Genomic DNA, 26,951 nt, shown 5'->3' with positions numbered 1-26,951 from the left:
GCCATTCTTATCCCCGTCACCGCCAACCCTCGGAGTACACACATGTCTGATTTGAAAGGCAAAGTCGCTGTCGTCACGGGAGCCGCCAGCGGCATCGGCAAGCAGATCGCCCTCACGCTCGCCAATTCGGGTGCGGCCATCGCCATCGTTGACCTGAACGAAGACGGCGCCAAGGCCGTCGCCAAGGAGATCACCGATGCCGGCGGCAAGGCCATCGGGCTGCGCATGGACGTGACCGATGAACAAGCCGTGGACAGCGGCATCGACCGCGTGGCCGAAGAACTCGGCTCGGTCGACATCCTCGTCTCGAACGCCGGCATCCAGATCGTCAACCCGTTCGTGAGCTACTCGTTTGCCGACTGGAAGAAGATGCAGGCCATCCACGTCGACGGCGCGTTCCTGACCACGCGCGCCGCACTGCGCCACATGTACAAGGACGACCGTGGCGGCGTGGTCATCTACATGGGCTCGGTGCACTCGCACGAGGGTTCGCCGCTCAAATCGGCCTACGTGGCCGCCAAGCACGCACTGCTGGGCCTGAACAAGGTGCTGGCCAAGGAAGGCGCCGCGCATAACGTGCGCTCGCATGTGGTGTGCCCCGGTTTTGTGCGCACGCCGCTGGTCGAAAAGCAGATTCCCGAGCAAGCAAAGGAACTCGGCATCAGCGAAGAAGATGTCGTGAAAAAGGTCATGCTGGGTGACACCGTGGACGGCGTGTTCACCACGGTGGAAGACGTGGCCGAGACGGTGCGCTTCCTGGCCACGTTCCCGAGTGCCGCCCTGACCGGCCAATCGTTCGTGGTGAGCCACGGCTGGTTCATGCAATAAGTCTCTGCACACGCAAGGAGGTTGGAGGAGATATGCCCGCACCGAAACTACGCGTGGCCGCAACCAAGCGGCCCACGCCGGCAGAGTCGTCACGCCCCGCCGATGCGCCGCTCACCACGGCACAGCGCATCGTGCTGCCGGCGTACGAAAACATCGCGCTGGTGTTGCAAGGCGGCGGCGCGCTTGGCTCGTACCAGGCCGGCGTGTTCGAAGGGCTGGACGAAGCCGGCATCGTGCCGAACTGGATCGCGGGCATCTCCATCGGGGCGCTGAATACGGCCATCATTGCCGGCAATGCCCCCGAGCATCGGCAAGCGAAGCTGCGTGAGTTTTGGCAGATCATCACGCAGCCGACGTTCTCGCCGCCGCTGCCTGACATCCTGGAAAACGCCTGGTTTGACGGCAATGCGCATCTGCGTAAATGGCTGACCGCCATGCAGGCCGCCGATACGCTGCTCGAGGGCCAGCGCGGCTTTTTTACGCCACGCTTTCCTGCCCCGCTGCCCGCCAACGAAGTCGACCCGCTCGAAGCCAGCTATTACGACACCACGCCGCTCAAAGCGACGCTGGAACGGCTGTGCGATTTCGATCGCATCAATGACGGCGGCATCCGCGTGTCGGTCGGCGCCGTAAACGTGCGCACAGGCAATCTGGAAGCGTTTGATAACACCGAGCGCCGTCTACGCGCCGAGCACTTCATGGCATCGGGCGCGCTGCCGCCAGGCTTTCCACCCGTGCTGATCGACGGCGAGTATTACTGGGACGGCGGTGTCCTCTCCAACACGCCCCTGTCGTATGTGCTGGGCTCAAAGCCACGCCGCGACACGCTGGTGTTTCAGGTGGACCTGTGGAGCGCGCTGGGCCCGGTTCCCAATACGATGATCGGCGTGGCTAGCCGGCAGAAGGACTTGCAGTACTCCAGCCGGACGCGGCTCATTACCGACTGGATGGAGCGCTCGCAATCGACGCGCCGGCTGATGCGCAAGCTGCTCGACCACCTGCCACCCAAGGAGTTCGAGCGCACGCAGTGGTACAAGCACGCGCAGGAAATGGCCTGCACTAAGCGCTACAACGTCTTCCACCTCATCTACGCGGCCAAGGAGCACGAGGGGCCGGGCAAGGACATCCAGTTCGGGCCGTCGACCATGCGCGACCACTGGGCCTCGGGCCTGGCGGACATTCGCGAATCGCTCTCGCACCCGGAGTGGCTGGAGATGCCCGATAACGACACGGGCTTCGTCACGCACGACATCCACCGCCATCCGAGCGTGGAGCGGGAAGACAAGCGGCTCTGAACAGGCTATTGCGTCAGGGCCGGCGCACGTCATGCAGTCGACAGCGGCGGCCGCGGCAGCGCGGCCGTCCAGGCACGGCGGATCACCGCGCTGATCTGCTTGTAGACCTCTTTCGAGATCACCGTTTCGGCCAGCATTGTGTCGATCTTGCTCTGGCCGATGTACAGCGCGAACAGCACCAGCAGGCGCTTCTCCAACGCGGCGCTGTAGTCGCCAAACTTTTCTCGCAGTTCTGCCAGGCCCTCTTCTGCAGCCTCGATCCGGGCAATCAACACACCATCGAGCACGTCTGCCATGCGTTCGCCCAGCACGGGCTGCAGCGACGCACGGTTATACGCGCGCAAGCGTTCGAGCACCGTCTGGCGGCAAATGAGCAATTCAAAGCGATCGGCCAGCGCATTGGCCAGCGGGCGGTCGATATGCATCACGCGGTGCAGCCACACCGCAAATCGGTAGCCGGCGTGCTTGGCCAGGATGCGCCGCGATGCACGCTTGTAACCTAGGCGCCCTTCCGTGCGGGCCGCGTCGATCATGTCGGCGGTGTTACGCATCATCGCGTCGAGGTTGCGGATCGAAATCAAACCGTTGCCGTACTCGGGAATCAACTCGCGCTCGCGCGTGGCCAGCGACACAAGGCCAATGGTCAGGCGCTCGCGTTCGGACAGCGCTTCCTCGAGGTTCAGCTCGACCGCGCCGGCCGCGACCTCTCGCCGATACACCTCCGCGGCCTGATCCGTCGCACCTGACGCGAAATGAAAATGCCCGCCGATGCGGCGCATGGTCGATTCCACTTCCTCCGTCGACATGTTCAGCGCCTGACCTTGCAGGGCCTGCTCCTGGGGCGACAACTGATCCAGCCCAAGTTGGCGCATCACCCAGCGCAGCGTGGCGCCGTTGAAGAGCACGCTCACCAGCACAAAGCCGGTGGCGAGGATGGTGACGAAATGGCGATCCGCCTCGTGCACGGCCTGGTTTTCGGCCACACCCAGCGCCAGCACCAGCGTGACGGCACCACGCAGGCCGCCCCACGCAATCGCGAGCTTGTACGCATGACTGACCGGCGCGGAGAGCTTGAGCCACGCCAGCGCGGGCAGCAGGCCGAACAGCACGGCAAGGCGCGCCGCCAGTGCCGCCAGCACGATCACAGCGAGCCACAGCGCGTCTTTCCACACCACGCCGTGCAGCAGTTCCGGCACGCGCACCGCAGCCAGCAAGAAGACCACCGCGCCGGCCAGCGCTGCAATCTGTTCCCAGATGAGTTGCAGGTGCGACCAGTTGCGCGGCGTCAGGCGCGTGCGGCCCAACGCGCCAATCACAAGTCCCGCACACACCACGGACACCACGCCCGACACCCCCAGCACATCTTCGGCCACGAGATACAGCGGATACGGCAGCGCCAGCGTCCACGCGGCCTCGGCCTGGGCAATGCCGCGCAGCGCCGGCAGCAAGAATGCGGCGATCCGCCCCGCAGTCAATCCGAACACCACGCCGCCACTAAACCCCTTGGCCAGCTCACGCAGGCCCGTGCCGATGGAGGCATCGCCGCCGTGCCCGGTCAGCATGGCAAGCAGCACGCCCATGATGGCAATGGCTGCGGCGTCGTTGAGCAGCGCTTCGCCCTCCACCAGCCGGATCAGCCGTGCCGGCGCGCCCACGTCGCGAAACACCGCGATTACAGCGGACGGATCGGTCGTGGCAATCATCGCGCCGAGCAGCAGGCACGTGACGATGCCGAACGGCGTGACGGCCGCCGCAGCCAGCCCGATCACGCCCGTGGCAACCACCACGGCCACGATGGCGAGCATCAGGATCGGCGCGGCATCCGGCGCCATGCTTCGTACATCCACCGACAGTGCTGCCTGAAACAGCAGCGGCGGCAGGAACAGCCACAGATACGCCTCTGCCGGCCAGCTCGGATCGACCAGTGGGGCGAAGAAGGTGGTCGCAAAGGCTGGTGCGCCGTTCCGCAACATCACATAGGCGCCGCCGATGCCGATGCCCGCCAGCGCCAGCAAGGTCGATTCCGGCAGCGTCAGACGCGAGGCCAGCATCTGCACCAGCGCCACCACCGCGAGCAAACCGCCCGCCACCAGCAACAGGATGACGACGCCGTTCACGAGGCGGTCTCCCGCGCAGCCAGCCAGTCTGCGCGTTCGGCATCGGTCAGGTCCGGCACAACCGCCGTGCCGGTTTCGGCAGCGGCCACGGCGGCTTCGAGCACGGCCATGACGGACACGGCCTGCACGGGCGGAACCGGGTTTGCGCGCTGGCCGAAGATGGCATCGCGCACAGCGGCGTAGTAGGCGCGTTGATCGCCCGCCGGCGTCGCCACGCGGGTTTCGGTCGAGGTGGCGCCGTCGATCAGCACGCCCGCGTCATCATCTACACCCCAGCCTTGCGCGCCGGGTTTCATGCCGGCCAACAGTTGCGCTTCCTGCTGATCCATCCGGCGTTTGACAAACGAACCGCGCGTGCCGTGGACGATCCAGCGCGGGGATCCACCCGCCACCAGCATGCTCGCGTGAAGGACGGCTCGACGCTCCCCCACATCCAACACGACATGCGCCCAGTCCGGCGTTTCTGCGCCCGGCCGCTGGCGTGCGAACGAAGCGCTTACCGCATCGGGCAGGCCGAGCAGTTGCAGGGCCTGGTCGATCAGATGCGGGCCCAGATCAAACCAGATGCCTGTGCCCTGCCCCGCTTGCTCGCGCCAGCGCGCACGCACCTGCGGTCGATAGCGGTCGAAATGCGCCTCGACGTGCATGGCTTCGCCAAGGGCACCGCCCCCGATCGCGGCTTGCACGGCGAGGAAATCGCTGTCCCAGCGCCGGTTCTGAAACACCGACAGCACGCGCCCCGCGTCGCGCGCCACCCGCGCCAGATGCCGCGCTTCTGCCAGCGTGACGGTGAACGGCTTGTCCACGACGACATGCTTGCCCGCACGCAACGCCGCTTCTGCCAACGGCGCGTGACGGTCGTTGGGTGCGGCAATGACGACGAGGTCGACGTCCGCATGCGTTGCCGCTGCTTCGGGCGTGCAGACCGTCGTATCCGGCCGTTCCGCATGTACCGCGTCAGGCCGGTTGGAACCGATGACCTGCAAATGCAGCCCGGGCGTGGCATCGATCAAGGCGGCGTGGAAAAGCTTGCCGGCATAACCGTAGCCCACCAACGCGGCCTTCAATGGCATTTGATGTGATGAATGCGACATGTTAGAAAATTGGCAAAAACAGGCGAATCAGACGATGGCAGAGCAATTTAGTGCCCTACACATCGGAGATGGACTGAACAAATTGCCTGATCGGAGATCGGCAAACGTTACCCATCGTCAAAAGCGGGTCTTAACTCTCTTGTAAATAGGAATTGTTCTCATTATTATCTGCGCCTCCACATTCTGAAGGCGCCGCACCTCGGGGGAGGGAGTCGCGTCGTACTTTTCACTTTACGGGAACTGCAATGCCGCCGAAACGTTTGTGCCTGTCTCTGGCCGTCCTTGGAACGCTGCCGTTTGCCCACGTGGCAACTGCAGCCGACACCGTTGCCGCAGCCGATGCGGGCACATTGCCGACTTCCACAGTCAAGGGCACGCGCAGCAGCACGAGCTACGACACGCCCATCGCCAACACCGCCACGAAGATTCCCGTGCCGCTGCGCGAGATTCCGCAGTCAGTGAACGTCGTGCCGCGTGCGGTGATCCAGGACCAAGGCGCGCTGTCGATCAACGACACGCTGCGCAACGTGCCGGGCGTGTCGGCCTCGCTGGGCGATGCGCAGCGCGATCAGGTGACCATTCGCGGTTTCTCGTCGATCAATGACCAGTACGTCGACGGCCTGCGCGACGATTCGCTCTACTTCCGCGACCTGTCCAACATCGACCGCGTTGAAGTGCTGAAGGGCCCGGCGGCCGTGCTGTATGGGCGTGGTTCATCGGGCGGCATCATCAATCGCGTGACGAAGAAACCGCTGGCGACGCCGCTGGCCGAAGTCGGTGTGGTGGTGGGCACGGAGCGCCAGAAGCGCGCGGAGTTCGACCTGAACACGTCCATCAACGACGACGCCATCCGCGCGCGCATTACCGGCGCCGTTGAAGATTCGGGTGGTTTCCGCAACGACTACTTCCTGCGCCGTCAGGCGATCTCGCCGTCGTTCCTGTTCAACCTGGCGCCCGATACCAAGCTGACGGTGCAGTTCGATTACCTGCACGACAAGCGCATCGCAGACCAGGGCGTGCCGTCCTACCACGGCCGCCCCGTCGATGTACCCATCGGCACGCGCTATGGCTCGGCCGATGCGGGTGCCGGCAATGTGGAGTCCACCGTCAAGAGCGTGACAGGCACGCTGGACCATCGCTTCAACGATAAATGGTCGTTCCACAGCGTGGTGCGCAACTACGAATACTCGCTGGGCCGCAACAATTACACGACCGTCAGCCGCGTCACCGATGGGCCGATCCCGACCGTCACGCTATCCGTCAACCAGCGCAACCGGAACGACCGCGGCACGCTATGGCAGAACGAGCTGACGCAGAAGGCCGAGACCTGGGGCATCCAGCACACGCTGCTGTACGGCATCGAGCTGGGCTATCAGGACAAGAGCGACCGCGTGGCCGGCGCGCCGGGCACTACGACTTACAACCTCTTCAACCCGACGCTGCAGGTGTTGCCGACCGTCCCGGGCAACGCAGTGCCGACCAACTACGGCCTCTCGCACAACGAGACGTATGCGGCGTACGTGCAGGACTTGATCAAGTTCTCGCCGCAATGGACGGTGCTGGCCGGCCTGCGCTACGAAATCCTCAAGCAGAGCCGCGACGACCTGACCCCGCGCAATGTCGATCTGTCACGCACCGACAAGCCGGTCAGCCCGCGTTTTGGCGTTGTGTATCACCCGATCGAGCCGCTCTCGCTGTATGCGTCGTACAGCCGCTCGTTCCAGCCGCTGGCGGATAGCTTCACCTTCTTCCCGAACAGCGGCGCGCTGGCTCCGCAATCGACCACGAACTACGAGATCGGCGCCAAGTACGACCTGTCTGCCGGCGCGAGTGTCACGGCCGCGCTGTTCGACATGAAGCAGACCAACCTGACGGCGGCGGATCCGGTCACGCTGCTGGGCGTGCCCATCGGCACCCAGCGCACGCGCGGCCTGGAGTTGTCGTTCACTGGCGAGATCGTGAAGACCTGGTCGCTGATGGCGAGCTATGCCTATCTGAACGGCCGCCTGGAAAACCCGAACGACCGCAGCGGTGGCGTGGCCGTCAACGGCAACCAGCCGTCCCTCACGCCACGGCACAGCGGCTCGGTATGGCTGAAGCACGACCTGCCGAACGGCTTCTACGTGGCCGGCGGCGTGCGTGCGGAAGCTGCGCGTTACGCATCGCAGTACAACCTGACGACGCTGCCCGGGTACATGACCGTCGACCTGGGCGCCGGTTATCGCAGCAAGCACCTTGATGTCACGCTGAACCTGCAGAACCTGTTCAACCGCGCGTACTACGTGTCGGCTCACGGCGCCGCCGAGAACTACAACATGCCCGGTGCCCCGCGCATGGCGCTGCTGGGCGTGCGCTACAAGATGTAAGCGTCGAACAGGCGAACGGGCAATGCTGCGACGGGTGCTCTTCCGCCTGCACTGGCTGATCGGGTTGTCAGCCAGTGTGGTGCTGGCCGTCGTCGGTGCTACCGGCGCGCTGATGGCCTACGAAGACGAACTGCTGCGCGCGCTCAACCCCGGCGTGCTCACCCTGCCCGCACGCAGCGGACCTGCGCCGACGCTGCCGCAAGTGGCGGCGCAGGCGCGCGCTGCCATGCCGGACCGCCCCGTCACGTTCGTCACCGCTGCGTCCGACCCCACCCAGCCGTGGCGCGTCTGGTATGCGTGGCCGCCCGGCAAACACGGTGGTAGCAGCCGCGGTGAGCTGCGCTACATCGATGCCGCCACCGGCACCTTGCTGCCCGAAGCGCGCGCACAGCGCTTCTTTGCCACCGTCAAACTGCTGCACCGGACGTTGCTTGCCGATGAGATCGGCAAGCAGATCGTAGGTGCGAGCACGATAGGGCTCGTCGTGATGGCGCTGTCGGGCTTGTACCTGCGCTGGCCGCGTCGCGTCTCGAACTGGCGAAGCTGGCTTGTCATCCGATGGAGCCGTGCGGGCCGCATCCGATGGTGGGACGTGCACACCGTCATCGGCACGCTGGTGTTGCCGCTCTATTTGCTCGCCGCCTTCAGCGGGCTGTATTGGGCATATGACTGGTACCGCGATGGCCTGCAGCGCTTGGCAGGCATGCCGGTTGTCTCCAAGGCAAAACCGGTGGAAGTCCCGCGAAAACCGCTCGAAGATGCGGCAATTGAGCGCACGTGGAACGCTTTCCTCGACAACGCGTCGAACTATGGAACGGCCACCCTCCGTATCGACGATGCCCGCACGGGCCAGGTCGATATCAACTGGCTGCCGGCCGATGCTCCGCACGACCGCGCCTTCAACCGATTGACGCTGGACGCTGCTACCGGCGCCGTCCTGCGCAACGAGTCCTTCGCTGCAAAGCCGCCAATGCAACGCCTGCTGGCAGGCATGTTGCCGCTTCACAATGGACGCTATTTCGGCCCGATCGGCGTCGTGCTAGTGTTGATCGGAGCGTTGATGCTGCCGGTATTTGCAGCAACAGGGTGGTGGCTGTATCTGGATCGGCGCCGACGCGTGCAACCTCAGCGTAAGCACGCATCCGCAGCGACACGTCCTTGCTGAACGCGTTGGGACGTCGACGCGATGTCGGGCGCCTCAACACAACAAGGACAACACCATGGTGATCGAAAAATCCCGCGACCTTTGCCTGCGCCCGCTGGAGCGCAATGACTTGCGCTTCGTACACGAACTGAACAACGACGCGAAGATCATGCGTTACTGGTTCGAAGAGCCGTACGAAACGTTTACCGAACTTTCACAGCTCTACGACCGCCACGTGCACGACCAGCGCGAGCGCCGCTTCATCTGCGAGAACGATGCCGGCGAAGCCGTCGGCCTGGTCGAGTTGATGGAGTTGAACTACATCCACCGGCGCGGCGAATTCCAGATCATTATCGCGCCCGGCTGGCAGGGTCACGGCTATGCGTCAACCGCAACGCGACTTGCCATCGACTATGCATTCATGGTGCTGAATCTGCACAAGCTGTATCTCGTGGTCGACGTAGTGAACGAACGCGCGATCCACGTGTACGAAAAATGCGGCTTCCAGCGCGAAGGTGAACTCATCGAGGAGTTCTTCAGCAATGGCGCGTATCACAACGCGCTACGCATGTGCGTGTTCCAGCGCGACTACGTCAAGTCGATCCGCGGAACCAACTGACGCACGGCCGCAGGGCCCTACGCCGTGCGCAGCCATGCATGCAATTCGCGTTGCCCGACCTCGGTCATGTTCAGTGCACGCGAATGCTTCTGCCGCGCCAGCCAGCCCAGTGCGATGCAGCGCTCCGCCACGGCGGCCCCGAGCGCGCCTGCCAGATGCGGGCGACGCTCGCTCCAATCCATGCAGCCATAAGCAAAGCGGCGTCGGCCGTTGCGCAACGCACTCACATCGACGCCGATGGCGGCCAGCGCCTGCTCACCCTCGGGCGTGACGTCGTAGGCGCCGTGCGTTTCATCGAGCTGCGTCAGCCAGCCGCGCGACAGCAGTTTCTCCGACACCTCGGTGCCGAGCTGCCCGGCCAGGTGGTCATAGCACAGGCGTGCAGCACGCAGGTTTTCAGGCACGACTGATCGCCGCGGGTCAGCAGGTTTTTCAGGCGCAACCACCAGCAGCGATTCGATCATCTCCGCCACCGCCGGAGAGCGCAACCCGAAGTATTTGTAGCGTCCGCTCGACAACGAGGTGATAAGCGCATCGGCCTCAAGCCGGCGCAAGTGCGCGCTGGCCGTGGCGGGCTCCACACCGGCCCCGTAAGCGAGTTCCTTGGCAGTCAGGGAGCGGCCTTCCATCAACAGCAGCAGCATGCGGATGCGGGTGGGGTCGCCAATCGTGGCAGCCACGCGGCCGATGTCCGGCTGGGTGGTCGATTCAGTGGCTGAGGAAGATGCGGTCATGGTTCGATGGAGACCAAACTGTTGGCGCGTGACTGGCGGGCGGCCAGTGCAGACAATGAGAGCCATCTTACTCCCGCGCCCCACGCTGATGATTGCCCTCAACACCGCCCCGCCCGCTGACGTGCTGCAAGCCATCGTGCATGCCGATCCCGCTCCCTATTACGCCGAACTTGCAGCACAACGCCCGTTTTTCTTCGACGCCGCCCTGGGCTGGTGGGTCGCCGCCAGCGCTGAAGCCGTAGACGCGGTGCTGGGCAACGCCGCCTGCTGCGTACGACCTGCCGATGAGCCCGTGCCCAAAGCCGTGGCCGCGACGCCCACGGGCGAATTCTTCGGCCGCCTCGTGCGCCAGATCGACGGCCCAGACCACAGTGCGCGCAAAGCCAAGGTGATGACTGCGCTGGGCCGCTTGGATGTGTCTACGCTGGCGGGCCACGCGCAACGGCATGCGCGCACTGCGCTGCCCGAGGCAGCAAGCCTGGATGCCGCGCTGGATACCGATGCCCACTTTCGCGTGCCGCTCGCCACGATGGCGCACACGCTGCTGGGCAATGGTGCCGATGCGCCTGCCTGCCAGGCCGACATTGCCGCGTACTTGGCAGCGCTGAGCCCCGGCGCCAGTGCAATCGCCGTCGCGCAGGCTGATGCCGCCGTCGGCCGCTTGCAGCAGCGCTTTGCCGACTCGCCGTTCGCCGGCGCTGACGCTGACGATGACAGCGACACCGACATCGCCAATCTCGCCGCCCTGCTTGCGCAAACCTACGACGCCTGCGCGGGGCTGCTCGGCAACTGCATCGTCGCGCTGTCGCGGCACGCCGGGCTGACTGCCCGGCTGCGCGCCCAGCCCGACGCCATCGAGCCCTTCGTGCGCGAAGTCCTGCGCCGCGACGCGCCGGTGCAGAACACACGCCGCTTCGTCGCGCACGATGTTGATCTGCTCGGCCACCCGCTGCGCGCGGGCGACAAGATCCTGGTGCTGCTGGCGGGTGCCAATCTGGATGGCATAACCAACCCCGACCCACTACGCTTCGACATCGACCGCACGGCGCCGCGCCTTTGGACCTTCGGCGGCGGCGCGCACCGCTGCCCCGCCGATGCATTGGCCACCACCATCGCGCGCGAAACGGTGCGGCATCTGCTGAGCCTGCAGGAAGTCGACCGATGGCTTGCCGGGCTCGGCGAGGTGGCATACCGCCCCTCGCCCAATGCGCGCATTCCCCGCTTTCAAGCTTGAAGTAGCACCCACGAACGCATCACGAAAACACCCCACAGGAGACTTGCCATGATCGCCGTCATCTTTGAAGTCGAGCCCGCACCGGGCCAGCGCGACACCTACCTCAACCTGGCCGCACGGCTGAAGCCGCTGCTTGAGCAGGTGGACGGCTTCATCTCGGTAGAGCGGTTCCAGAGCATCACGAACCCCGACAAGATGCTCTCGCTATCGTTCTTTCGCGATGAAGAGGCCGTCAAGGCGTGGCGCAACCTGGAGCAGCATCGCGGCGCACAGCACGTCGGCCGCGACCGCGCGTTTGCGGACTACCGCCTGCGCATTGCCCACGTGGTACGCGACTACGGCATGACCAACCGCGACGAAGCCCCAACTGACAGCCGCGCGGAGCACGTCTGAGCGCAGGGCAAGGTGCCTCTGCAGGCCCGATGTGACGCCTTTTGCCCCCACCGGGCACCACCTTTGCTTAATCAGTCAGCACCCGCACGGCGGAGCACGCTACACCGCGGCCTCGGCATGCTGCCGTGCGCAACGATTGCAAAGGAATTGTCATGAATACTGCTTCTCATGAGGCTGCGGGTGAGCTGCAAGTCGCTCCAGCCCGCGCCGTTCAAAACCCGGTGCGTTATGCCGTGGTCGGGGCTGGATGGATTTCCCAGGCTGCATTTCTGCCCGGCGTCGCGCAGAGCGGCAACTCCGTCGTTACGGCACTGGTCACGGGCGATGAGGCCAAGGCCACCGCACTGGCCGATCGCTACGGCATCCAGCATGTCCACGGCTATGCCGACTACGACCAGTTGCTTGCCTCCGGCGACATCGACGCAATCTACCTCGCGCTGCCCAACGACATGCACCGGCAGTACGCCCTGCCCGCCCTGCAGCGCGGCGTCCACGTTTTGCTTGAAAAGCCCATGGCCACGAGCGAGGCCGATTGCGAAGCGATGATCGAGGCAGCCCGGGCCGGCAACGCGAAACTGATGATCGCCTATCGGCTGCATTTCGAGCCCGCCACGCTGGCCGCCATTGAGCTTGTACGTACGGGCAAACTGGGCCGCATTCGCGCGTTCTCGGCCATGTTCAGCCAATCGGTGGCGCCGTCCAACCACCGCGCCAGCCACGGCTATTGGGCCGGGCCGGTGTCCGACATGGGCGTCTATCCCATCAACGCGGTGCGCAATCTCTTTGGCGAAGAGCCGATCGAGGTGTCGGCCTGTGGCGTGCGCGACCCCGACCTCCCGTTCAACTTCGACGACACCGTCAGCGTCACGCTGCGCTTTGCCGACCACCGCGTCGCCCAGTTCGTCGTCAGCTACAGCGGCGCGAGCATCGACCAGTACCGCATTCTCGGTACCAAGGGCGATCTGGAAGTCTCGCCGGGCTTCATGTTTGGTGTGGGGCTTAAATACCGGGCCACCATCGACGGCAAGACGCATGAACAGGCGTTTGACGCGACCGACCAGTTTGGCGGCGAACTGCAGTACTTCTCGGACTGCATCCTCAACAACCGGGAGCCTGAGCCCAACGGCGAGGAAGGCCTGGCTGACGTGCGCGTACTGGCCGCCATCGAACGCGCGCTGGAATCCGGGCAGCCGCAAAACCTGGGGCCGTTCCAGCGCCAGGGCCGCATGGAGACTGGGCAGGTACGCAAGCTGCCGCCCGTACCGTCGCCGGAACTCGTGGACGCGGCAGAACCCGGCAAAGGATAAGAAAGACCAAGAAAGAAAAACGCCCGCGACGAACGGCGGGCGTGGGATTCAGGATTTACAGATTGATGCGCTGGACGGCGTCGCGCATGCGCTTGCGTATCGAGACATCCGAGTTGGTGTTGCTGCTCGAGCCGTCGGTCTCCATGGCGTTATCGCACCGCCACTCGGTGGCCTCGCCGTTGTCGGTCAGCGCACAGACGCGGTGCGTCCAGCGGTCCCACACGAACACATCGCTGCCGGCCTCGCCAGAGAGCAACGGCTCAAAACGGTACATCCACAAGTACCCGACACCCAGCAGGGTGACCAGAAAGATCGCCATCCAGGACGCTTTGATTCGGCGCCACATTCTCATTTCTCCTCGCGGAGCCGCTGCGCCGGACGCGTTTGACAGTGCGTCGCTGGGCCAAAAGCGCGGTGCTCCGAGGGGCAAATCGTAACATGGGGCGCATCCCTGCCCCGTCTCGGGCGGGCAGCCTATGCAGCCGTACCACGACAGCAGCAACCGTATGGGAGCGTCAGTTGAAGACGTCCTGCCGGTAGCGTCCGGATTGCATCTGCGCGGTCAGCCAGTCCGACGCAGTCGGCAGATCGCTGCCGTGGCGCGCCTGGTGCATGCGGATCAATGTGTCGCGCACGGCTGGCGCCATCGCACGGCCATCGCCACACACATACAACGTGGCGCCGGCATCGAACGCTTTCCACACGGCTTCGCGCGCATCCCATAGCGCGTGCTGCACAAAGCGATGCGGATGCTCCGCCACGCAGGAATACGCGGGAAAAACCCGTACCACACCCGCGTCTTCCCATGCTCGCAAGGTGTCGCGGTACAGAAAGTCGTGGTCGGGGTGGCGACAGCCGAAGCAGAGCAACGACGTCGCCACCGCCTCGCCTGCCGCCTGCTGCGCGGCGCGTTCTTCCAGGAATCCACGAAACGGCGCGATGCCTGTGCCGGCGCCGATCAGCACCATCGGCTTACTAGCGTCTGCGTCCGGTGCGAACGGCGGGTTGGGCGTGCGCACGGCGGCAGCGATCTCCGCGCCTGCACGCAGCATCATCAGGTAGGTCGATGCCGTCCCACGATACGTACCCACCCCGGACCAAGCCGGCCCCGACACCGTGCCCACGGTCAACGCGGCCACACCCGGTGACACCCGCGCCGACGACGCAATGGAATAGAAACGCGGACGCATCGGCCCGAGCCGCGCGAGGAATGCCTCCAGCGTCAGCTCGATCGCGGGGAAGCGGATCAACAGATCAAGCACGCTCACGTGCGGAGCCTGAATGTCACGGTCGAAGCGCTCGGCTGCCTCATCGCCTTCCAGCCAGACGGCGAGTTGGCCTCGCGTGAACGGGCATCGCGTGGCCGCGTGCAGCGCGGTGATATCGCGCACGGTGGCCGTGTCCTGCAGCTCGACGAAATCGCGCAGCAACTGACGCACGGACACCGGCTGGTTGAGCGGCAAGTGCCGCACGTGCGCATGGCGCGCGGTCAGGGTGACGAGCGCATCGCCCTCCAACGCCAGCCGCGTGATGGCGGCGTCGACACGATCATCGGCATTGCGCGGGTAGACGGCGAGGTGGTCTCCGGTGGCGTAGGTCATGCCATCGGGCAACCGCACAGTGAGGTGGCGCGTCGGGCCGCGCGGGGCTTCCTGCGCGAAATCCCACAGGCCGCTGGCATCACCGACGAGTTCTGCGTTGGCGAGCACCGTCATCGCTCGGGCCGCGGACGGCAGCGTGGCGGCACGCACGGCGTCGGGAGCGACGTAGTCAACGTGGACCGATGGGCCATCGGCTTGTGCCTGACGGGCGCCCAGGGCGCTCCACAGGCTGCGCGTCCAGGCCTCGACGGCGGCGTCGAAACCGGCGTTGCCGTCAGCTTCGCCGCGCGGCACGATAGCTTGCGCGCCGGCTGCCGCGAGCATCGCTTCCACCCGCTTTGGAAACGCCTGGAACGCAGGCCATTGCGAGTTGCCGCAACCAAGGACGGCATAGCGCAAGCCGGTTGCCTGCCTGGTGAGTGCAGCGGCGGCATCGAGCCGCGCCTCCAAGGTGCGGGCGCTGTCCGGCGCACGGCCGTTGTAGGTGGCGGCCACCACGATCAGCACGCCCTGCTGCGGCAGCGCGTCGGCAATGGCATCCAGCGGCGCCACCTTGGCGTCAAAGCCGGCCCGCGAGGCGGTGGCGGCAAGCTGTTCGGCGATGTCTTGGCAAGTGCCCAGGCTGCCGCCATACAGCACGTGCATCGGTTCGCCGCCGCCGGCAAGCGCGGATTCGGCGTCGACTTGCGTCGTGGCTTCGGCGCGCGAAGGCGCGGCAATCGACAGCCGCTCGCGCGCATTGCGCAGCCGCGCTCGCAGGCGGAAACCGTCCGGTTTGAGCGTCAGCGTTTCCTTGATGTGGAAGTCATAGTCGTACGGGTCGGACAGCGCAAATCGCTGCAGGATCACGGCCAGCGCCAGCTTGGCTTCGGTCAACGCAAACTGGCGGCCGATGCAGGCGCGTTCGCCGTTACCAAAGGGCTTGTAGGCGTGCGGGTGGAGCTTCGCTTCGTTCTCGGGCAGGAAACGGTCGATATCGAAGACTTCGGGGCGATCCCACACCGCCGGGTCGCGATGCAGCGCCAGCAGCACGGTCACCACGCGCTGGTCCTTGCGGATGGCGTAGCGGCCGCCAATGCGCGTGTCTTCGTAGGGCGCCACGCCAAAGCTCGGGGCGGTTGGCCACAGGCGCAGCGTTTCCTTCAGCACGCGCTCGATCACGTCGAGCTGCGCGAGGTGCGCATACTGCGGCACGGTATCGCCCGGCAGCACGCGGTCAACCTCGGCGTACGCCTGCGCCAGCACTGCCGGATGGCGCAGCAGCATGTAGAGCGCAAAAGTCAGCAGGCCGCTGGTGGTTTCATGCCCGGCGATCAGGAAGGTGATGACCTGGAAGCGGATGTTGGTGTCGTCCAACGGCTCGTCCGACACCGGATCGCGCGCGTTGAGCATCAACCCCAGCAGGTCGCTCGCGCCCGCGCCGCCATCTTTTGCCTGACGGCGCGCGCGGATCACCTCGTCCACCAGTTGGTGCATGGCGGCCACGTCGTGCTCGAACCGCCGATGGTGTTCGCGCATGAAGCGGTCTTTGAGCGGCAGGCGCGTGAGCTTGCCCATGGCTTCGGACAGCACACCCACCATGGCCGCCAGGAACGGATGCAGCTCCGGCGTATTGAACGAATCAAAGCGGTATCCGAAGCCCGCCAGTGAGATGGTGTCGAGCGTGAGCCGCGTCATGTCGTCGGCCACGGGGATATCGGCGTCGGGCCCCTGGCGCGCCCATTTTTCGGCCAGCGCATTGGCCACTTCGAGCATCACGTCGAAGTAGCCCTTCATCGCACGCTGGCTGAAGGCCGGCAGCAGAATGCGATGCGCCTTGCCCCAATTGGGCTCGTCCTGATGCGCCGTGAAGAGCCCATCGCCCGCGCCCGCCCGCAGGAACGACAGCGGCGGGCCGATCAGCTTGCGAAAGCGCGTTTCGTCGCAGAGTTCTGCCACCAGATCGGCGGAATAGACGAACGGCACGCGCCGCCCGGCAAAGTCGAGCTGGTAGAGGCCTTGGGGAAACTGCCGGCTGGTTTCCAGAAGCGTCTGGGCCAGGCGGTCTTTCGGGAGTTGCAGCAGGTTGCCCAGCCACGGCAAGCCCTTGGGCTGGGGGATAGGCTCCGCCGCAGCGGGCGAGGCATTGGCAGGTAACTCGGAGGCGGAACGCATGCGCGGTCGACTGCGAAAATGGGTTGTCCGCCAATGTACGCGCCGCCCCGCTACGCATCAAACAAAGTCGCCATGTTTGAATGCGGTCCCCTAAAAGTGAATCGGGCGACCCGCAGGCCGCCCAATCCGGGACGATGCAAGCGCTGGATCAGCGACGGCGCGGCTGCGAATTGAACGGCGCGTTGACCTGGGCTTCGAGTTCGCGAATCTGACGCTGCAATTCGTCGACGCGGGCGCGGGCGGCACGGCGTTCGGCATCCAATGCCTCGGCTTCCGTGCGGGCGACCTTCTGCCGTTCCTGCGCCTGGGCCTGCTGCTGACGCTGAATGTCCAGGTCGGTCTTCAGGCCACGGAGCTTTTCCTGCTGCGCGGCAATCTGGCGCTCGGAACGCTCTTTCTGGGCTTCCAGACGGATGCGCTGCAGCTCCAGATCCGCCATCGTTCGGGTCTGCTTGGCGAAGTCGCTGTACAGGCGTTCGGCAGAGGCTTCATTGGTGGTCTTGATAACGCGCCACAGGTCTTTCTGCTGGAACAGCGTGACGTAGTACGTCAGGTCACTCTGGGCAAACAGCAGGCTGGCGCCGTAGGCCCCGTTATAGGTGGTGCGCAGCTCTGACAGTTCATGCGCCTGCATGCGCTGTTGCAGCTCGAATACGGCGCTGGCGGGAGCCGGACCGTCGGTGCGGGCTGCGCCGGCGGGCGTGGCAGCCGCCCTGGCGGCAGGCGCCGTGGCAGCCGGCTGACCAACCGTGGCAGTCAATGCCGGCACAGGCGCGGCGGCGGCAATCGGTGCAATGGCGGTGGGCGGTGCGGCGGGGCTTTGCGCCACGGCCGATGTGCAGGCGGCCGTACCAGCCACGACTGCGATTGCGGCCACGATGGCCAATCCCCTCTGAAACGCCCGGTGCGACGCTTTCCCTGATTGTTGTTTTGTTCTCATCTCGACCCTGTGGATTCTGCGCAGGTGTTGCAGCCAAAAACTATACGCGATCCGCCACCCGAGTGGCGCATCGGGCGCCCGCCGCGCAGTAGGGTGTTGTATGGCATCACTCCAGCTCGCGCAGCTCGGTTTCGCCGTCGGCGATCTGGTATTTGCGCATCTTTTCCCACAAAACCTTACGGCTGATGCCGAGTGTGGCGGCGGTGTCCTGGCGGCGCCAGTTGTTGGCGTCCAGCGCCGCGAGGATACGGCGGCGCTCTTCTTCGCCGCCATTGCCACCACTTCCACCCCCACCGCGATCGCCATACCCGCCATTGCCACCATTTCCCGCCTCGCGCTCGAACGCATCGCGCTGCAGGCCGGCAAACAGCGGCAGGATGCGGGCCTCGTCCCAGCGGCCGAACTGGCGCAGGGTAATGCCGATGCGCTCGGCAAGGTTGCGCAACTCGCGCACATTGCCGGCAAAGTAGGCGCGAGCGACCGACGTCCGCACCCATTCAGGCACAGGCGGCATGGCGTCAAAGGTTTTGTCGCCCAGCAGGTGCCGCAGGAACGAGAGCAGCAGCGCGATCTTGTCGTCCGCGCCGCGCTGCTCCAGGCTGGGGATGCGCAGCTCGATTACGGCAAGGCGGAAGTACAGGTCTGCGCGGAATTTGCCCGTAGCCACCATCTCGCGCAGGTTCTTGTTGGTGGCGGCCACGAGGCGGAAATCCAGCTTGACGGGCACCGTCGAGCCGAGCCGCGTGCATTCGCTGTCTTCCAGCACGCGCAACAGCTTCACCTGCTGATACAGCGGCAAATCGCCCAGCTCATCGAGGAACAGCGTGCCACCGTTGGCCTGTTCGAAGTAGCCGCGGTGCGCGTACATGGCGCCCGTGAACGCGCCCTTGGCATGGCCGAAGAACTGCGATTCGAACAGCCCGTCGGGAATCGCGCCGCAGTTGACCGCCACAAACGGCCCCTTGCCGTAGACGCTGTTCTTGTCGTGCAGCAGGCGCGCGATGCGTTCCTTGCCGGCGCCGGTTTCACCGTAAAGCATGACGTTGCTGTCGCAATCTGCAAAGGTATCGACCTGCTCCAGCAACCCGTGCATGGCCGGCGATGCAGCCACGAGGTCGCTCTGGTCCTGCGCCTGAGCCTGCGCGGACGACATCGACGGCAAGACCTTGCTGATCTGCGCGCGGAGTTCGGTCGCGCCAAAATCCGGCCCGAGCACGTACGTGTACTCGGGTGGAAAGCGGCTCGAATCATGCTGCGTATCCGCCGCCACCCAGATCACCGGCATGCCTTGCGCAGCCTGCCAGTCGAGCACCGTAAAGCCCCCGCTTTCGACCACCGATGCGCTGATCACCGCCACGGCGGGCTTCAGCCGAGGCTCGGCCGGCTGGAAATCGATCCCGCCCGCGCGGATCACCTCCGCCCCAAACGGTGCCATGAACCGCGCCACACGATCAGCAATGTCGTGACGGCCTTCCCAGACAAAAATCTCAAGCGTTTCGTACGCCCAGCGATCGGTTTTCATGTCGTCGCTTCCATGTCAGTAAACCAGCTCGACGGCGTCGCAGTCGAGCGAGAGGAGTTTGATGTCGGCGTAGCCGAGTTGGATGCCGAGGACTTCGAGTAGAGGGGTGAGGACGGCGTCGAGGGTCTGGCCGACAAGTCCAAGCGTCGCTCGTACAATCACATCCGAAAGTCCCAAGATGTTCAGAACGCCCGAGCCGAGAACCTGAAGCTTTACTTGGTTCGTATCGTTCAGAATCGAGGCAAAAAAGGTTCCTGTGCCTGACACCCGCGTAGTCTGCCCAACGCTCAATGTGGTGGGATCAGGTGTCCAGCCAGCGCTGGCTGCGGGCGCGATACTGGCTTGCAGTGATATCGCGTCCGCGCCTAAAGCTTGCAACACAACCGCTGGTGTAGCAGGACATGAGTAGCCATTGATACTACTCGCCGCCGTGGCGGCTCCGTTGGCAATGCAAAGCGATACGGGGGCTATCTGCCCGCCGAAATCGGCGGAGATACCACTGCGAGGGACAGGGCAGTGCGCCGCTTCGAAGTGGGCATTAGCGCCGGCGGCAATCAGACCGATAGGAACGTTCAAGTTGGCAAGCCCGAGGACCGAAGCGGAAACATTCAAACCAAGGCTGACCTGGCCGGTGCGCGCCACAGTGCGCCAGTTCCCCGATGCGTCGGTACCCGGGGGGCCTATCGCAATCACTGGAGGCTGAATGATCTTGAGCGACAGCGCCACATTGACCAGGCCGGGCAGCCCCCCCACGCCAGGCAACCCCAGATTGGTCGAAATGGCTACCCCGTTTTGAGCATTGGCAATCTGGGCCGCCGTCATCAACAGGTCCAGCACGTTTAACGTGGCATCCGCCGCCGATTGGTCATTCCCTACGGCTGCAAGCAATTGCAAAACACCCGGCGTTCCAGCGCTATTACCCATATTGATGGTCGTGCCGCTCAGCAGGGGACCAAGGACCAATGTATTCGGAGCGGCTACGGTCCCAGCCGATATTCCGGCTAAACCGTTCTGTGCGCCAGCTGAAATGACTGCATTAAAAAACTGCGTCAAAGTCAGTTGCGTCGACAGCAATTGCTGGACGGTGCCGACGCCCACCGCGGTCATCAAGTCAGCCACGCGGATGTTGGTGTTCGCCAGACCTTGATAGGAAACAAGGCTCAGACTCAAGGGGTTGGCATTGCCAAGTAGGCTCCCCAAAAGCTGATTGAGCAGGCCACCGTTCACAGACGCCAACCCAGACCCCAACGAGAACGACGCGACCGGCGTGTTCTTCGCAATCGCCGTCGCTGTCAGTTGCCGCCGGCCCACCATGAAGAAATACGGCACGTTCTGCGTGATCGTCACCTGCGCGGCGTTGGTGTTGCCGTCCACTGCAGCCTGCGCCGTGAAATACGTGGGCGGCGTGCCCGCACTCGCATCCCATACGCCCGGCACGACGGCCAGCGTGACGTTGGTGCCATCCACCGTCAGCCCGTTCTGCACCACCGCCTGTTGTGCAGCGGCAGGCAAATCCAGCCGCTGTGCGGCCGCCATGGCCGCGAGGTCGGCGGAACGCTGCAACGCGCGCTGCGTATTGAACAGGTTGCCGATGTCGATCGACACCAGCACCGCCAGACCAACCGTGGCGATAAAGGTGGCCGTCATCACGCTCACCGCGCCGCGCAGACGGCTGCGGAGCTTAGCGGCTCGACGAAGGCGGAGGGTGGCTCGTGTCACAGCGGCGTTCTGTGAAGGGTCAACGTGCGGTAGTGGCTTGACTCGAGCTTGTCGACTTCGCACTCGGAGCCGTCTGCGACAGGCCAGGCATCGGTCGACTGAACGAATCAAGGTAGCGCTGGTACGCCAGCGCGGCCTGCTCCCCACGTAACGGGACGAACTCGCCCGCATACGTCCCATCGCGTTGCGCCTTGAGCAAGGCGCGAGTGGCATCGCCCATGTTGCTACCCACGTTGGGCGCAGCTTGCGTAGCGTTCTGGGGATTGCCGCCCGAAAAGCCTTGCGCGCCAGCCGGGTTGCTCATCAGCCATACCGCCATACCGGCAGCCATCAGAAAGCGTGGGATCATTGCGCGGTCTCCAAGGTGTCAAGCAAGCGGCCGCGCTGCAATGCCAGCGGACGGGATTGGGTCGTGATAGCGGGCGTGGCCGTCCTGGCTACGCCTGCGGCAGACGGGCTGAGCGCCACCGCACGGGTGGCATCCGCCGCCGCGTCGCGAGCGATACGCCGGTCGCGCCAGGCGCCTCGCACGCGTGCCACGTCTTCGTCAATCGCCTTGCGCGCGGATGCCGTCAGTTGGGCGTGCGACGCGAGCGATGCGGCATCGTCCTTGCGGTCATTCACGGTCAGCCAGATCACCAGGTTGCCGGCGATCTTCGGGCTGGCGGCGGCCATCTGCTGCGCCTGCATCAGCGGCACGCGGGCTTGCTCGACCTCGCCAGATCGCATCAGCGCGTAGCCAAGATCGCTGGCTGTGCTGGCGTCGGTCGGATTGGCCTGAGCCGCCACCTGGAGGCGGCGAGCCGCTTCGGCAAAGTTGCCTTGACGCCCCGCCACGATGCCCAGGCCGCGCCACGCCGCGGCATTGAGCAGTCCGCCTTGCGTGCCTGCGCCCATGGCGGACGTTGCTGCCACCACCGCGCGGTATTCGGCATCGGCAGCGGCAAGCTGATCGGTTTCGCGCAGTGCGTCAGCACGCAGCAGCATGATCTCGGGGGCGCGGCCATAGCGTTGCTGGTAGGCATCGATATGCGCGAGCGACGCGTAGTACAGGCCCTGCTCCTGCATCCTGTGAATCAGCGAAAGATACGTCGCCGGGCTGGTGATCTCTGCCTTCTCCTGGCTCTGGCGCTGACGTGCCATCTCGATGTCGGCATCGGCACGCAGGCTCATGTCGGATGTGGCCATCGAGCCGCAGCCGGCCAGGAGGATGGTCAACATGGTCACACCGGCCCAGCTGGCACGCGTGGTGTTTGGGAAGCGTGTCATCTCAATGTCCCCCGGTTTGTTGAAGGCTGCGCATGACGCCCATGAACCCCGGCCCTGCAGTGATGATCAGCAGCGCGGGCAATAGCGTCATGACCATGATCATCGTCATCTGTACGGTCAGCTTGCCCACACGCTCCTTCAGCCGCGCGCGGCGGTTCTCCTGCAGACGCCCGCCGAACTGCCGCAGCGGCTCCTGCACTGCGCCGCCGAAGCGATCCACCTGGGTAAGCAGCGTGATCAGGCCCTTCAGGTCTTCGTTGTCGAACAGGCGCGCGATGCGCAACAGCGTCTGCTCGCGGGGGCGGCCCGAGGCGAACTGCTGGTTGGCGCGGCCAAATTCACCGGCCAGCACAGGCAGCATGCCGTGGAATTCGTTGGCAATCACCTGCAGGCTCTGGTCAATCGACAAGCCGACGCCCTGCAGCAGCCGCAGCATGTCGACCATGACCGGCAGCTCATCATCCATACGGCGCCGGCGGCTTTCCTTCCGACGTCCGAGCAGCCACTTCGGCGCAAGGTAGCCCAGCGCAAAGCCGACAAAGCCAAACACGAACACAAACAGGACCGATGACGCGTGCAATGCGCCGAATACGGCAAGCAGCGGGGGCAGCAAGATACGGGTGCCGCCAAAGACCGTTCTGGCGTGTTCACCGTAGTAACCGCATTCTTCGAGCAGCTTGCGGTCTTCCTCAGTCACGATGCGGCGGCCCAGGCCTGTGTCGATCCAGCGCTGCCCCACCTTGGCGATCTGCTGCTGGAGCTGCTGGGCTTCACGCGAGCCATGCGGGCGCGGTCTAGCGGCGGGCGGCACAACCGGCGACGCTGCGGGCGCGGCCGGATTGGCCGCCGTCGCGCGCATGTCGGACAGCGCCGTATCGAGCTTGCGTGCGCTGCGATGTCGCGTGAGCGTTGCACGCAGGGCGAGCCCACCGAATACCAGCACGGCCGCGGCCGCTGCGGTCAGGCTGAGGGTGATCAAGGTTTCGTCCATGCGCTCTCCTCAGACCGATTTCGCCAGCCTGGCCAGCATGACCGCACCCAGGACTTCCATGCCGAAAGCCGTAAGAATCAAGGTCTTGCCGAACGGATCGCGCCACATCGACATGATGTACGCCGCGTTGAACATGATGATGACACCGCCCACCACGACGGGCAGCAGCCCGATGATCCACGCGGATAACCGCGTCTCCGCCGACAGCGCAAACAGCTCGCGCTGGGCTTGCTGCCGGTCGCGCATGAATGCAGCCGTTCGCTCCATCACAATGTCTGCCCGGCCGCCGTAGCGCAGCGCGAGCCGCAGCACTGACGACAGCAGGACCAATTCGTTCACGCGGTACTGCTGGCCGACGGTCAGCACCGCGGCGTCGAGGTCCTTGCCGGCGCGCTGCATCTGCGTGATGGCAGTCAGGCAGTTGCGCAGCGGCTGTTCGGTGTTGGCGCTGGCCGCCTGAAACGCCGCGGGCACCGCGCTGCCGATGCTCATCAGCCGCACCACGCCATCGAGAAAGCCCGGCAATTGCGCCAGCAGGCGTTCGTTTATCTTCCGGGTCCGGTTCCAGATCAGGAATACGACGATGACCACGTAGAGCGCCAGCGCCGTCAGGGCCGAAAGAGCGCTCGACATCGCCCAGACCGCGAGCGCAATCATCAGCGCTGGGCCAATCAACAGCACGTAAAAACGCCGGCTCGGCTCGATGCCCGCGCGGCGCAGTGCATCCTGCCAGGCGCGATTCAACGAGTCGGGCACGCTTGCCGGCACGGGCTCCACATTCGGTTGATAACGCGCGTTGATCTGCTCGGTCTGCGCACGCACAAAGCTGCGCGATGCCTCGCGCTCGCAACGGCGCACGGCCTCCGCCCACAGCATGAGCGATGCGCCCATCAGCAGCAGCGCGAGGCAACCGAACCAGAGCGTCATGCTAGACATGGAACCGGCCTCCGCCGCCAAATCCAGTCATGCCGCCATCCATCCCGCCGCCTTCGCTGTTGCGCATGCGGGCCAGCTTGGGCGAATGCGGCTGCAGGCCAAGCGCCGTCCAGCGGTCGACCTCTTCGCCGTCTGGGCCGATGTAGGGCTCGTAGCGGTACAGCTCCTGCGTCGAGATGATGTTGTCCCCCAGCCCCGTGACTTCCGTGATCGACAGGATGCGGCGCTTGCCGTTGGATAGCCGCCCGATCTGCACGATGAAATCAATGGCGTTGGTGATCTGCCGGCGCAGGCTCACCTCACTGCCCTGGAAGCCGGCAAAACCGGCCAGCATCTCGAGCCGATAGAGGCATTCGCGCGGACTGCTGGCGTGGATGGTGCCCATCGAGCCATCGTGGCCGGTGCTCATGGCTTGCAGCATTTCCAGCACTTCACCGCCACGCACTTCGCCCACGATGATGCGATCCGGCCGCATGCGCAGGCTGTTGCGCAGCAGCTCTCGGATCGTAACGACGCCCGTGCCCTCGAAGCCGCCCGGCCGGCTTTCCAGACGCACCACGTGCGGGTGATTGAGCGACAGCTCTGCCGTGTCTTCAATGGTGATCACGCGCTCGGTCGTCGGTATGTGATACGCCATTGCGTTGAGCAGCGACGTCTTGCCCGAGCTGGTGCCACCGCTTACCAGGATGTTGCAGCGCGCGCGCACAGCAGAATCGATCAGCGCCCCGATCTCTTCGCTCATCGTGCCCAGGCCAAGCAGGTCTTCAGGCTTGAGCGGGTCTTTCCGGAACTTGCGGATCGACACGACCGGCCCTTCCAGCGCCAGCGGCGGAATCACCACGTTGATGCGGCCGCCGTCGGGCAGGCGTGCATCGACCATCGGGTTCGACTCATCCAGCCGGCGCCCGATCGGTGCGAGGATGCGGCGCACGATACGCAGCAGGTGGTTGTTATCGGCAAAGCGCACCGGAATGCGTTCCAGAATGCCGTGCCGCGACACATAAACGTCCAGATGGCCGTTGACGAGAATGTCTTCCACCGCCGGATCGGCCAGCAGGTCTTCGATGGGGCCGAAGCCGGCAAGCTCCTTTGTCAGCGCCTCGGCAATCTGCCGGATCTCCGTCTCATTGACGGGGATGCGGCGCATGCGCGTGAAGCCTTCCACTTCCAGATCGACAAAACGCTGGATGGCCGTGCGCGACCAACGGCCGAACTCGGCGCCAAGTTCTTCGATGCGTGTCAGCAGGTGTTCGTGGGCGGCTTCCTTGATGTCCTGGAAAGCCTGCGAAACGGCAAACACGCCGTTGCCGGCATCCGCCTGGTTGGAGAACTCGATGGGCTGTGTCATGTCGCGTTCCGTTCGGTAGTACCGATATCCAGTTCAGTGGCGTCTGCCGACTTGCGTTTGGAGCGTCCGCCAAAGCGTCCGCCCAATCGAGCACTCACGCCAGACACCCAGCTCGACAACGCAGACGCGTGCGCGCTCTGCTGGGCATAGCCGAGTGTCTGGGCAATCCGGGCAAGCGCGCGCACATAGGCATCGGTGGGGTGCGTTTCCGCGAGCATCGCGCCCTGGTTGGAAGCGATGACCAGGGCTTCACGGCGGTTCGGCACCGTCAGCACCGAGGGGATCTCCAATCGCTCCGCGATCTGTGCCGCGTCCAGCGACAGGCGTGCGTCGAACTTCGAAATGGTCAGGTGCAGGTGGTCCCGGTCAATCTCGCGCTTCTTGAGTTCCTGCATCAGCTCGGCGGCCGAGACAATGGCGCCCACGCTCTGCTCGGTCACCAGCATGACGTCGTCGGCGGCCTTGATGATCTGCGCAATGAAGTCGATGTTGCCGAAGCCGCCCAGGTCGACGACCTGCAGGTCGAAGAACGTGCGCAGCCGATTGAGCAGGCCAAGCGCTTCGGAGAACGAAATGTCGCGCATATCGGCCAGCGAGATCGGCAGCGGCAGGACGGCAAGCCCATTCGGATGACGCGATAGCGCGGTCTGCACGAACACCTGGTCGAAGCGGCGCAGATTGCGCACCGCCTCGACGAAATGGAAATTGGCCTGCACGTTCAGGTAGAGCGCGCCGTCACGCAGCGGCTGCCCCAGGTCGAGCAGCATCACATCACTGGCCGATGTGCGGCGAACGAGCGTGGCCAGATTGGTGGCCAACGTGGTGGCGCCCACGCCTGGGCGTGCGCCCAACACGGCCAGCACGCGGCCACGGCGGGTCGGCTCGGCCGATGCGCGCTCCGCCAACAAACGGCGGACAACGCGCACGGCCTCGGCCGGCGCCCCATCCACGTCAACGAAATCCTTGACCCCGGCGCGCAAGGCCGCCAGCATCGCGCGGCCATCGGCTGCGGAACCGACGGCCACCAGCGGCAAGCCCGGAAACAGACGCGCAAGTTGCGCGACCAGTTGCATCGCCTCGTTGATCGCGTCGGCGCCCTCGCCCAGCTTCTGGTCCTGATCTGGCACGTCGATCAGTGTGGGAGACGAGGCAAAGCGCACGAACACCACCTCGGGGTTCACTGCGCCAATCTGCTCGATGAACGCGTCGTGGCCAGTGGTTTCGGCCACCAGCACGCCCAACTCGCGAATTGCCGCGGCCAGCCAGCGGTGTACGCCTGCCGACTGTGCGTCGCCTTGCTTACCGCCACGTGCGCCGCCGTGCAGAAGGAAATAGTCCAT

General features: G+C 65.0%; 22 protein-coding genes. 8 read left to right on the top strand and 14 right to left on the bottom strand.

Going from position 1 to position 26,951, the window contains the following annotated elements; all coding sequences use genetic code 11:
- Window positions 1–42 precede the first annotated feature (42 nt).
- Window positions 43–828: a 3-hydroxybutyrate dehydrogenase gene (locus tag RP6297_RS20940; protein WP_009240666.1), complete on the top strand. Its 786-nt coding sequence runs from the start codon at window positions 43–45 to the stop codon at window positions 826–828.
- 32 nt (window positions 829–860) lie between these two features.
- Window positions 861–2,123: a DUF3734 domain-containing protein gene (locus RP6297_RS20935; RefSeq protein WP_009240665.1), complete on the top strand. Its 1,263-nt coding sequence runs from the start codon at window positions 861–863 to the stop codon at window positions 2,121–2,123.
- 29 nt (window positions 2,124–2,152) lie between these two features.
- Here the strand turns inward: RP6297_RS20935 and RP6297_RS20930 are convergent, their stop codons facing one another.
- A complete protein-coding gene (locus tag RP6297_RS20930; RefSeq protein WP_009240664.1) occupies window positions 2,153–4,240 on the bottom strand; it encodes a cation:proton antiporter in 2,088 nt (695 codons plus the stop codon).
- A complete protein-coding gene (locus RP6297_RS20925; RefSeq protein ID WP_009240663.1) occupies window positions 4,237–5,313 on the bottom strand; it encodes an oxidoreductase in 1,077 nt (358 codons plus the stop codon). Before RP6297_RS20925 ends, RP6297_RS20930 begins: the two co-directional genes overlap by 4 nt.
- 266 nt (window positions 5,314–5,579) lie before the next feature.
- Here RP6297_RS20925 and RP6297_RS20920 point away from each other — a divergent pair, with 266 nt between their 5' ends.
- The 3 genes from RP6297_RS20920 to speG are packed head-to-tail and all read left to right on the top strand — an operon-like array spanning window position 5,580 to window position 9,463.
- Window positions 5,580–7,700 (top strand): TonB-dependent receptor, encoded by a 2,121-nt coding sequence (locus RP6297_RS20920; protein ID WP_009240662.1) that lies wholly within the window; start codon window positions 5,580–5,582, stop codon window positions 7,698–7,700.
- 22 nt (window positions 7,701–7,722) lie between these two features.
- Entirely contained in the window at window positions 7,723–8,865 is a 1,143-nt protein-coding gene (locus RP6297_RS20915; protein ID WP_009240661.1) for a PepSY-associated TM helix domain-containing protein, read from the top strand.
- Window positions 8,866–8,920: 55 nt separating this feature from the next.
- Entirely contained in the window at window positions 8,921–9,463 is a 543-nt protein-coding gene (speG, locus tag RP6297_RS20910; protein ID WP_009240660.1) for a spermidine N1-acetyltransferase, read from the top strand.
- 17 nt (window positions 9,464–9,480) lie between these two features.
- Here speG and RP6297_RS20905 read toward each other — a convergent pair whose 3' ends face one another.
- On the bottom strand, window positions 9,481–10,197 hold the full coding sequence (locus RP6297_RS20905) for an ArsR/SmtB family transcription factor (protein WP_009240659.1): 717 nt from the start codon (window positions 10,195–10,197) through the stop codon (window positions 9,481–9,483).
- A gap of 55 nt (window positions 10,198–10,252) precedes the next feature.
- On the opposite strand from RP6297_RS20905, the gene RP6297_RS20900 reads away from it, so the two are divergent.
- The 3 genes from RP6297_RS20900 to RP6297_RS20890 all read left to right on the top strand — a co-directional run bounded on the left by RP6297_RS20900 (window position 10,253) and on the right by RP6297_RS20890 (window position 13,131).
- Window positions 10,253–11,431 carry a cytochrome P450 gene (locus RP6297_RS20900; protein WP_009240658.1) on the top strand — a complete coding sequence of 393 codons (1,179 nt, stop codon included), beginning with the start codon at window positions 10,253–10,255 and terminating at the stop codon, window positions 11,429–11,431.
- A gap of 48 nt (window positions 11,432–11,479) precedes the next feature.
- Window positions 11,480–11,824: an antibiotic biosynthesis monooxygenase family protein gene (locus RP6297_RS20895; RefSeq protein ID WP_009240657.1), complete on the top strand. Its 345-nt coding sequence runs from the start codon at window positions 11,480–11,482 to the stop codon at window positions 11,822–11,824.
- A gap of 152 nt (window positions 11,825–11,976) precedes the next feature.
- Entirely contained in the window at window positions 11,977–13,131 is a 1,155-nt protein-coding gene (locus RP6297_RS20890; protein WP_009240656.1) for a Gfo/Idh/MocA family protein, read from the top strand.
- 55 nt (window positions 13,132–13,186) lie between these two features.
- On the opposite strand, the gene RP6297_RS20885 is transcribed toward RP6297_RS20890, so the two are convergent.
- From RP6297_RS20885 to RP6297_RS20835, 11 genes are all read right to left on the bottom strand, one after another.
- Window positions 13,187–13,477, bottom strand: coding sequence for a hypothetical protein (locus RP6297_RS20885; RefSeq protein WP_009240655.1), 291 nt, complete (start codon window positions 13,475–13,477; stop codon window positions 13,187–13,189).
- A 169-nt stretch (window positions 13,478–13,646) separates the two neighbouring features.
- Window positions 13,647–16,886 carry a bifunctional cytochrome P450/NADPH--P450 reductase gene (locus RP6297_RS20880; protein WP_009240654.1) on the bottom strand — a complete coding sequence of 1,080 codons (3,240 nt, stop codon included), beginning with the start codon at window positions 16,884–16,886 and terminating at the stop codon, window positions 13,647–13,649.
- Between the two features lie 148 nt (window positions 16,887–17,034).
- Window positions 17,035–17,826, bottom strand: a complete 792-nt coding sequence (locus tag RP6297_RS20875; protein ID WP_009240653.1) for a DUF2968 domain-containing protein — start codon at window positions 17,824–17,826, stop codon at window positions 17,035–17,037.
- A 106-nt stretch (window positions 17,827–17,932) separates the two neighbouring features.
- A complete protein-coding gene (locus tag RP6297_RS20870; protein WP_009240652.1) occupies window positions 17,933–19,348 on the bottom strand; it encodes a sigma-54-dependent Fis family transcriptional regulator in 1,416 nt (471 codons plus the stop codon).
- Between the two features lie 15 nt (window positions 19,349–19,363).
- A complete protein-coding gene (locus RP6297_RS20865; RefSeq protein WP_009276944.1) occupies window positions 19,364–21,067 on the bottom strand; it encodes a TadG family pilus assembly protein in 1,704 nt (567 codons plus the stop codon).
- 19 nt (window positions 21,068–21,086) lie between these two features.
- Window positions 21,087–21,416: a DUF3613 domain-containing protein gene (locus RP6297_RS20860; RefSeq protein ID WP_009240650.1), complete on the bottom strand. Its 330-nt coding sequence runs from the start codon at window positions 21,414–21,416 to the stop codon at window positions 21,087–21,089.
- Window positions 21,413–22,336, bottom strand: coding sequence for a tetratricopeptide repeat protein (locus RP6297_RS20855; RefSeq protein ID WP_009240649.1), 924 nt, complete (start codon window positions 22,334–22,336; stop codon window positions 21,413–21,415). Before RP6297_RS20855 ends, RP6297_RS20860 begins: the two co-directional genes overlap by 4 nt.
- 1 nt (window position 22,337) lies before the next feature.
- Window positions 22,338–23,327, bottom strand: coding sequence for a type II secretion system F family protein (locus RP6297_RS20850; protein WP_009240648.1), 990 nt, complete (start codon window positions 23,325–23,327; stop codon window positions 22,338–22,340).
- Between the two features lie 9 nt (window positions 23,328–23,336).
- Window positions 23,337–24,263 carry a type II secretion system F family protein gene (locus tag RP6297_RS20845; RefSeq protein ID WP_009240647.1) on the bottom strand — a complete coding sequence of 309 codons (927 nt, stop codon included), beginning with the start codon at window positions 24,261–24,263 and terminating at the stop codon, window positions 23,337–23,339.
- Entirely contained in the window at window positions 24,256–25,611 is a 1,356-nt protein-coding gene (locus RP6297_RS20840; protein WP_009240646.1) for a CpaF family protein, read from the bottom strand. The genes RP6297_RS20845 and RP6297_RS20840 overlap by 8 nt, the downstream gene beginning before the upstream one ends.
- Window positions 25,608–26,951 (bottom strand): AAA family ATPase, encoded by a 1,344-nt coding sequence (locus tag RP6297_RS20835; protein ID WP_009240645.1) that lies wholly within the window; start codon window positions 26,949–26,951, stop codon window positions 25,608–25,610. Before RP6297_RS20835 ends, RP6297_RS20840 begins: the two co-directional genes overlap by 4 nt.

The sequence above is a fragment of the Ralstonia pickettii genome (assembly GCF_016466415.2).
GTDB lineage: Bacteria > Pseudomonadota > Gammaproteobacteria > Burkholderiales > Burkholderiaceae > Ralstonia > Ralstonia pickettii.
This window is presented reverse-complemented; position numbering and strand designations above follow the sequence as displayed.

Excerpts from the sequence above, each read along its gene's own strand:
- RP6297_RS20940 (WP_009240666.1), top strand. The coding sequence starts at position 43 with ATGTCTGATTTGAAAGGCAAAGTCGCTGTCGTCACGGGAGCCGCCAGC.
- RP6297_RS20935 (WP_009240665.1), top strand. The coding sequence starts at position 861 with ATGCCCGCACCGAAACTACGCGTGGCCGCAACCAAGCGGCCCACGCCG.
- RP6297_RS20925 (WP_009240663.1), bottom strand. The coding sequence starts at position 5,313 with ATGCCATTGAAGGCCGCGTTGGTGGGCTACGGTTATGCCGGCAAGCTT.
- RP6297_RS20920 (WP_009240662.1), top strand. The coding sequence starts at position 5,580 with ATGCCGCCGAAACGTTTGTGCCTGTCTCTGGCCGTCCTTGGAACGCTG.
- RP6297_RS20915 (WP_009240661.1), top strand. The coding sequence starts at position 7,723 with ATGCTGCGACGGGTGCTCTTCCGCCTGCACTGGCTGATCGGGTTGTCA.
- speG (WP_009240660.1), top strand. The coding sequence starts at position 8,921 with ATGGTGATCGAAAAATCCCGCGACCTTTGCCTGCGCCCGCTGGAGCGC.
- RP6297_RS20905 (WP_009240659.1), bottom strand. The coding sequence starts at position 10,197 with ATGACCGCATCTTCCTCAGCCACTGAATCGACCACCCAGCCGGACATC.
- RP6297_RS20900 (WP_009240658.1), top strand. The coding sequence starts at position 10,253 with ATGAGAGCCATCTTACTCCCGCGCCCCACGCTGATGATTGCCCTCAAC.
- RP6297_RS20895 (WP_009240657.1), top strand. The coding sequence starts at position 11,480 with ATGATCGCCGTCATCTTTGAAGTCGAGCCCGCACCGGGCCAGCGCGAC.
- RP6297_RS20890 (WP_009240656.1), top strand. The coding sequence starts at position 11,977 with ATGAATACTGCTTCTCATGAGGCTGCGGGTGAGCTGCAAGTCGCTCCA.
- RP6297_RS20885 (WP_009240655.1), bottom strand. The coding sequence starts at position 13,477 with ATGTGGCGCCGAATCAAAGCGTCCTGGATGGCGATCTTTCTGGTCACC.
- RP6297_RS20880 (WP_009240654.1), bottom strand. The coding sequence starts at position 16,886 with ATGCGTTCCGCCTCCGAGTTACCTGCCAATGCCTCGCCCGCTGCGGCG.
- RP6297_RS20875 (WP_009240653.1), bottom strand. The coding sequence starts at position 17,826 with ATGAGAACAAAACAACAATCAGGGAAAGCGTCGCACCGGGCGTTTCAG.
- RP6297_RS20870 (WP_009240652.1), bottom strand. The coding sequence starts at position 19,348 with ATGAAAACCGATCGCTGGGCGTACGAAACGCTTGAGATTTTTGTCTGG.
- RP6297_RS20860 (WP_009240650.1), bottom strand. The coding sequence starts at position 21,416 with ATGATCCCACGCTTTCTGATGGCTGCCGGTATGGCGGTATGGCTGATG.
- RP6297_RS20855 (WP_009240649.1), bottom strand. The coding sequence starts at position 22,336 with ATGACACGCTTCCCAAACACCACGCGTGCCAGCTGGGCCGGTGTGACC.
- RP6297_RS20850 (WP_009240648.1), bottom strand. The coding sequence starts at position 23,327 with ATGGACGAAACCTTGATCACCCTCAGCCTGACCGCAGCGGCCGCGGCC.
- RP6297_RS20845 (WP_009240647.1), bottom strand. The coding sequence starts at position 24,263 with ATGTCTAGCATGACGCTCTGGTTCGGTTGCCTCGCGCTGCTGCTGATG.
- RP6297_RS20840 (WP_009240646.1), bottom strand. The coding sequence starts at position 25,611 with ATGACACAGCCCATCGAGTTCTCCAACCAGGCGGATGCCGGCAACGGC.
- RP6297_RS20835 (WP_009240645.1), bottom strand. The coding sequence starts at position 26,951 with ATGGACTATTTCCTTCTGCACGGCGGCGCACGTGGCGGTAAGCAAGGC.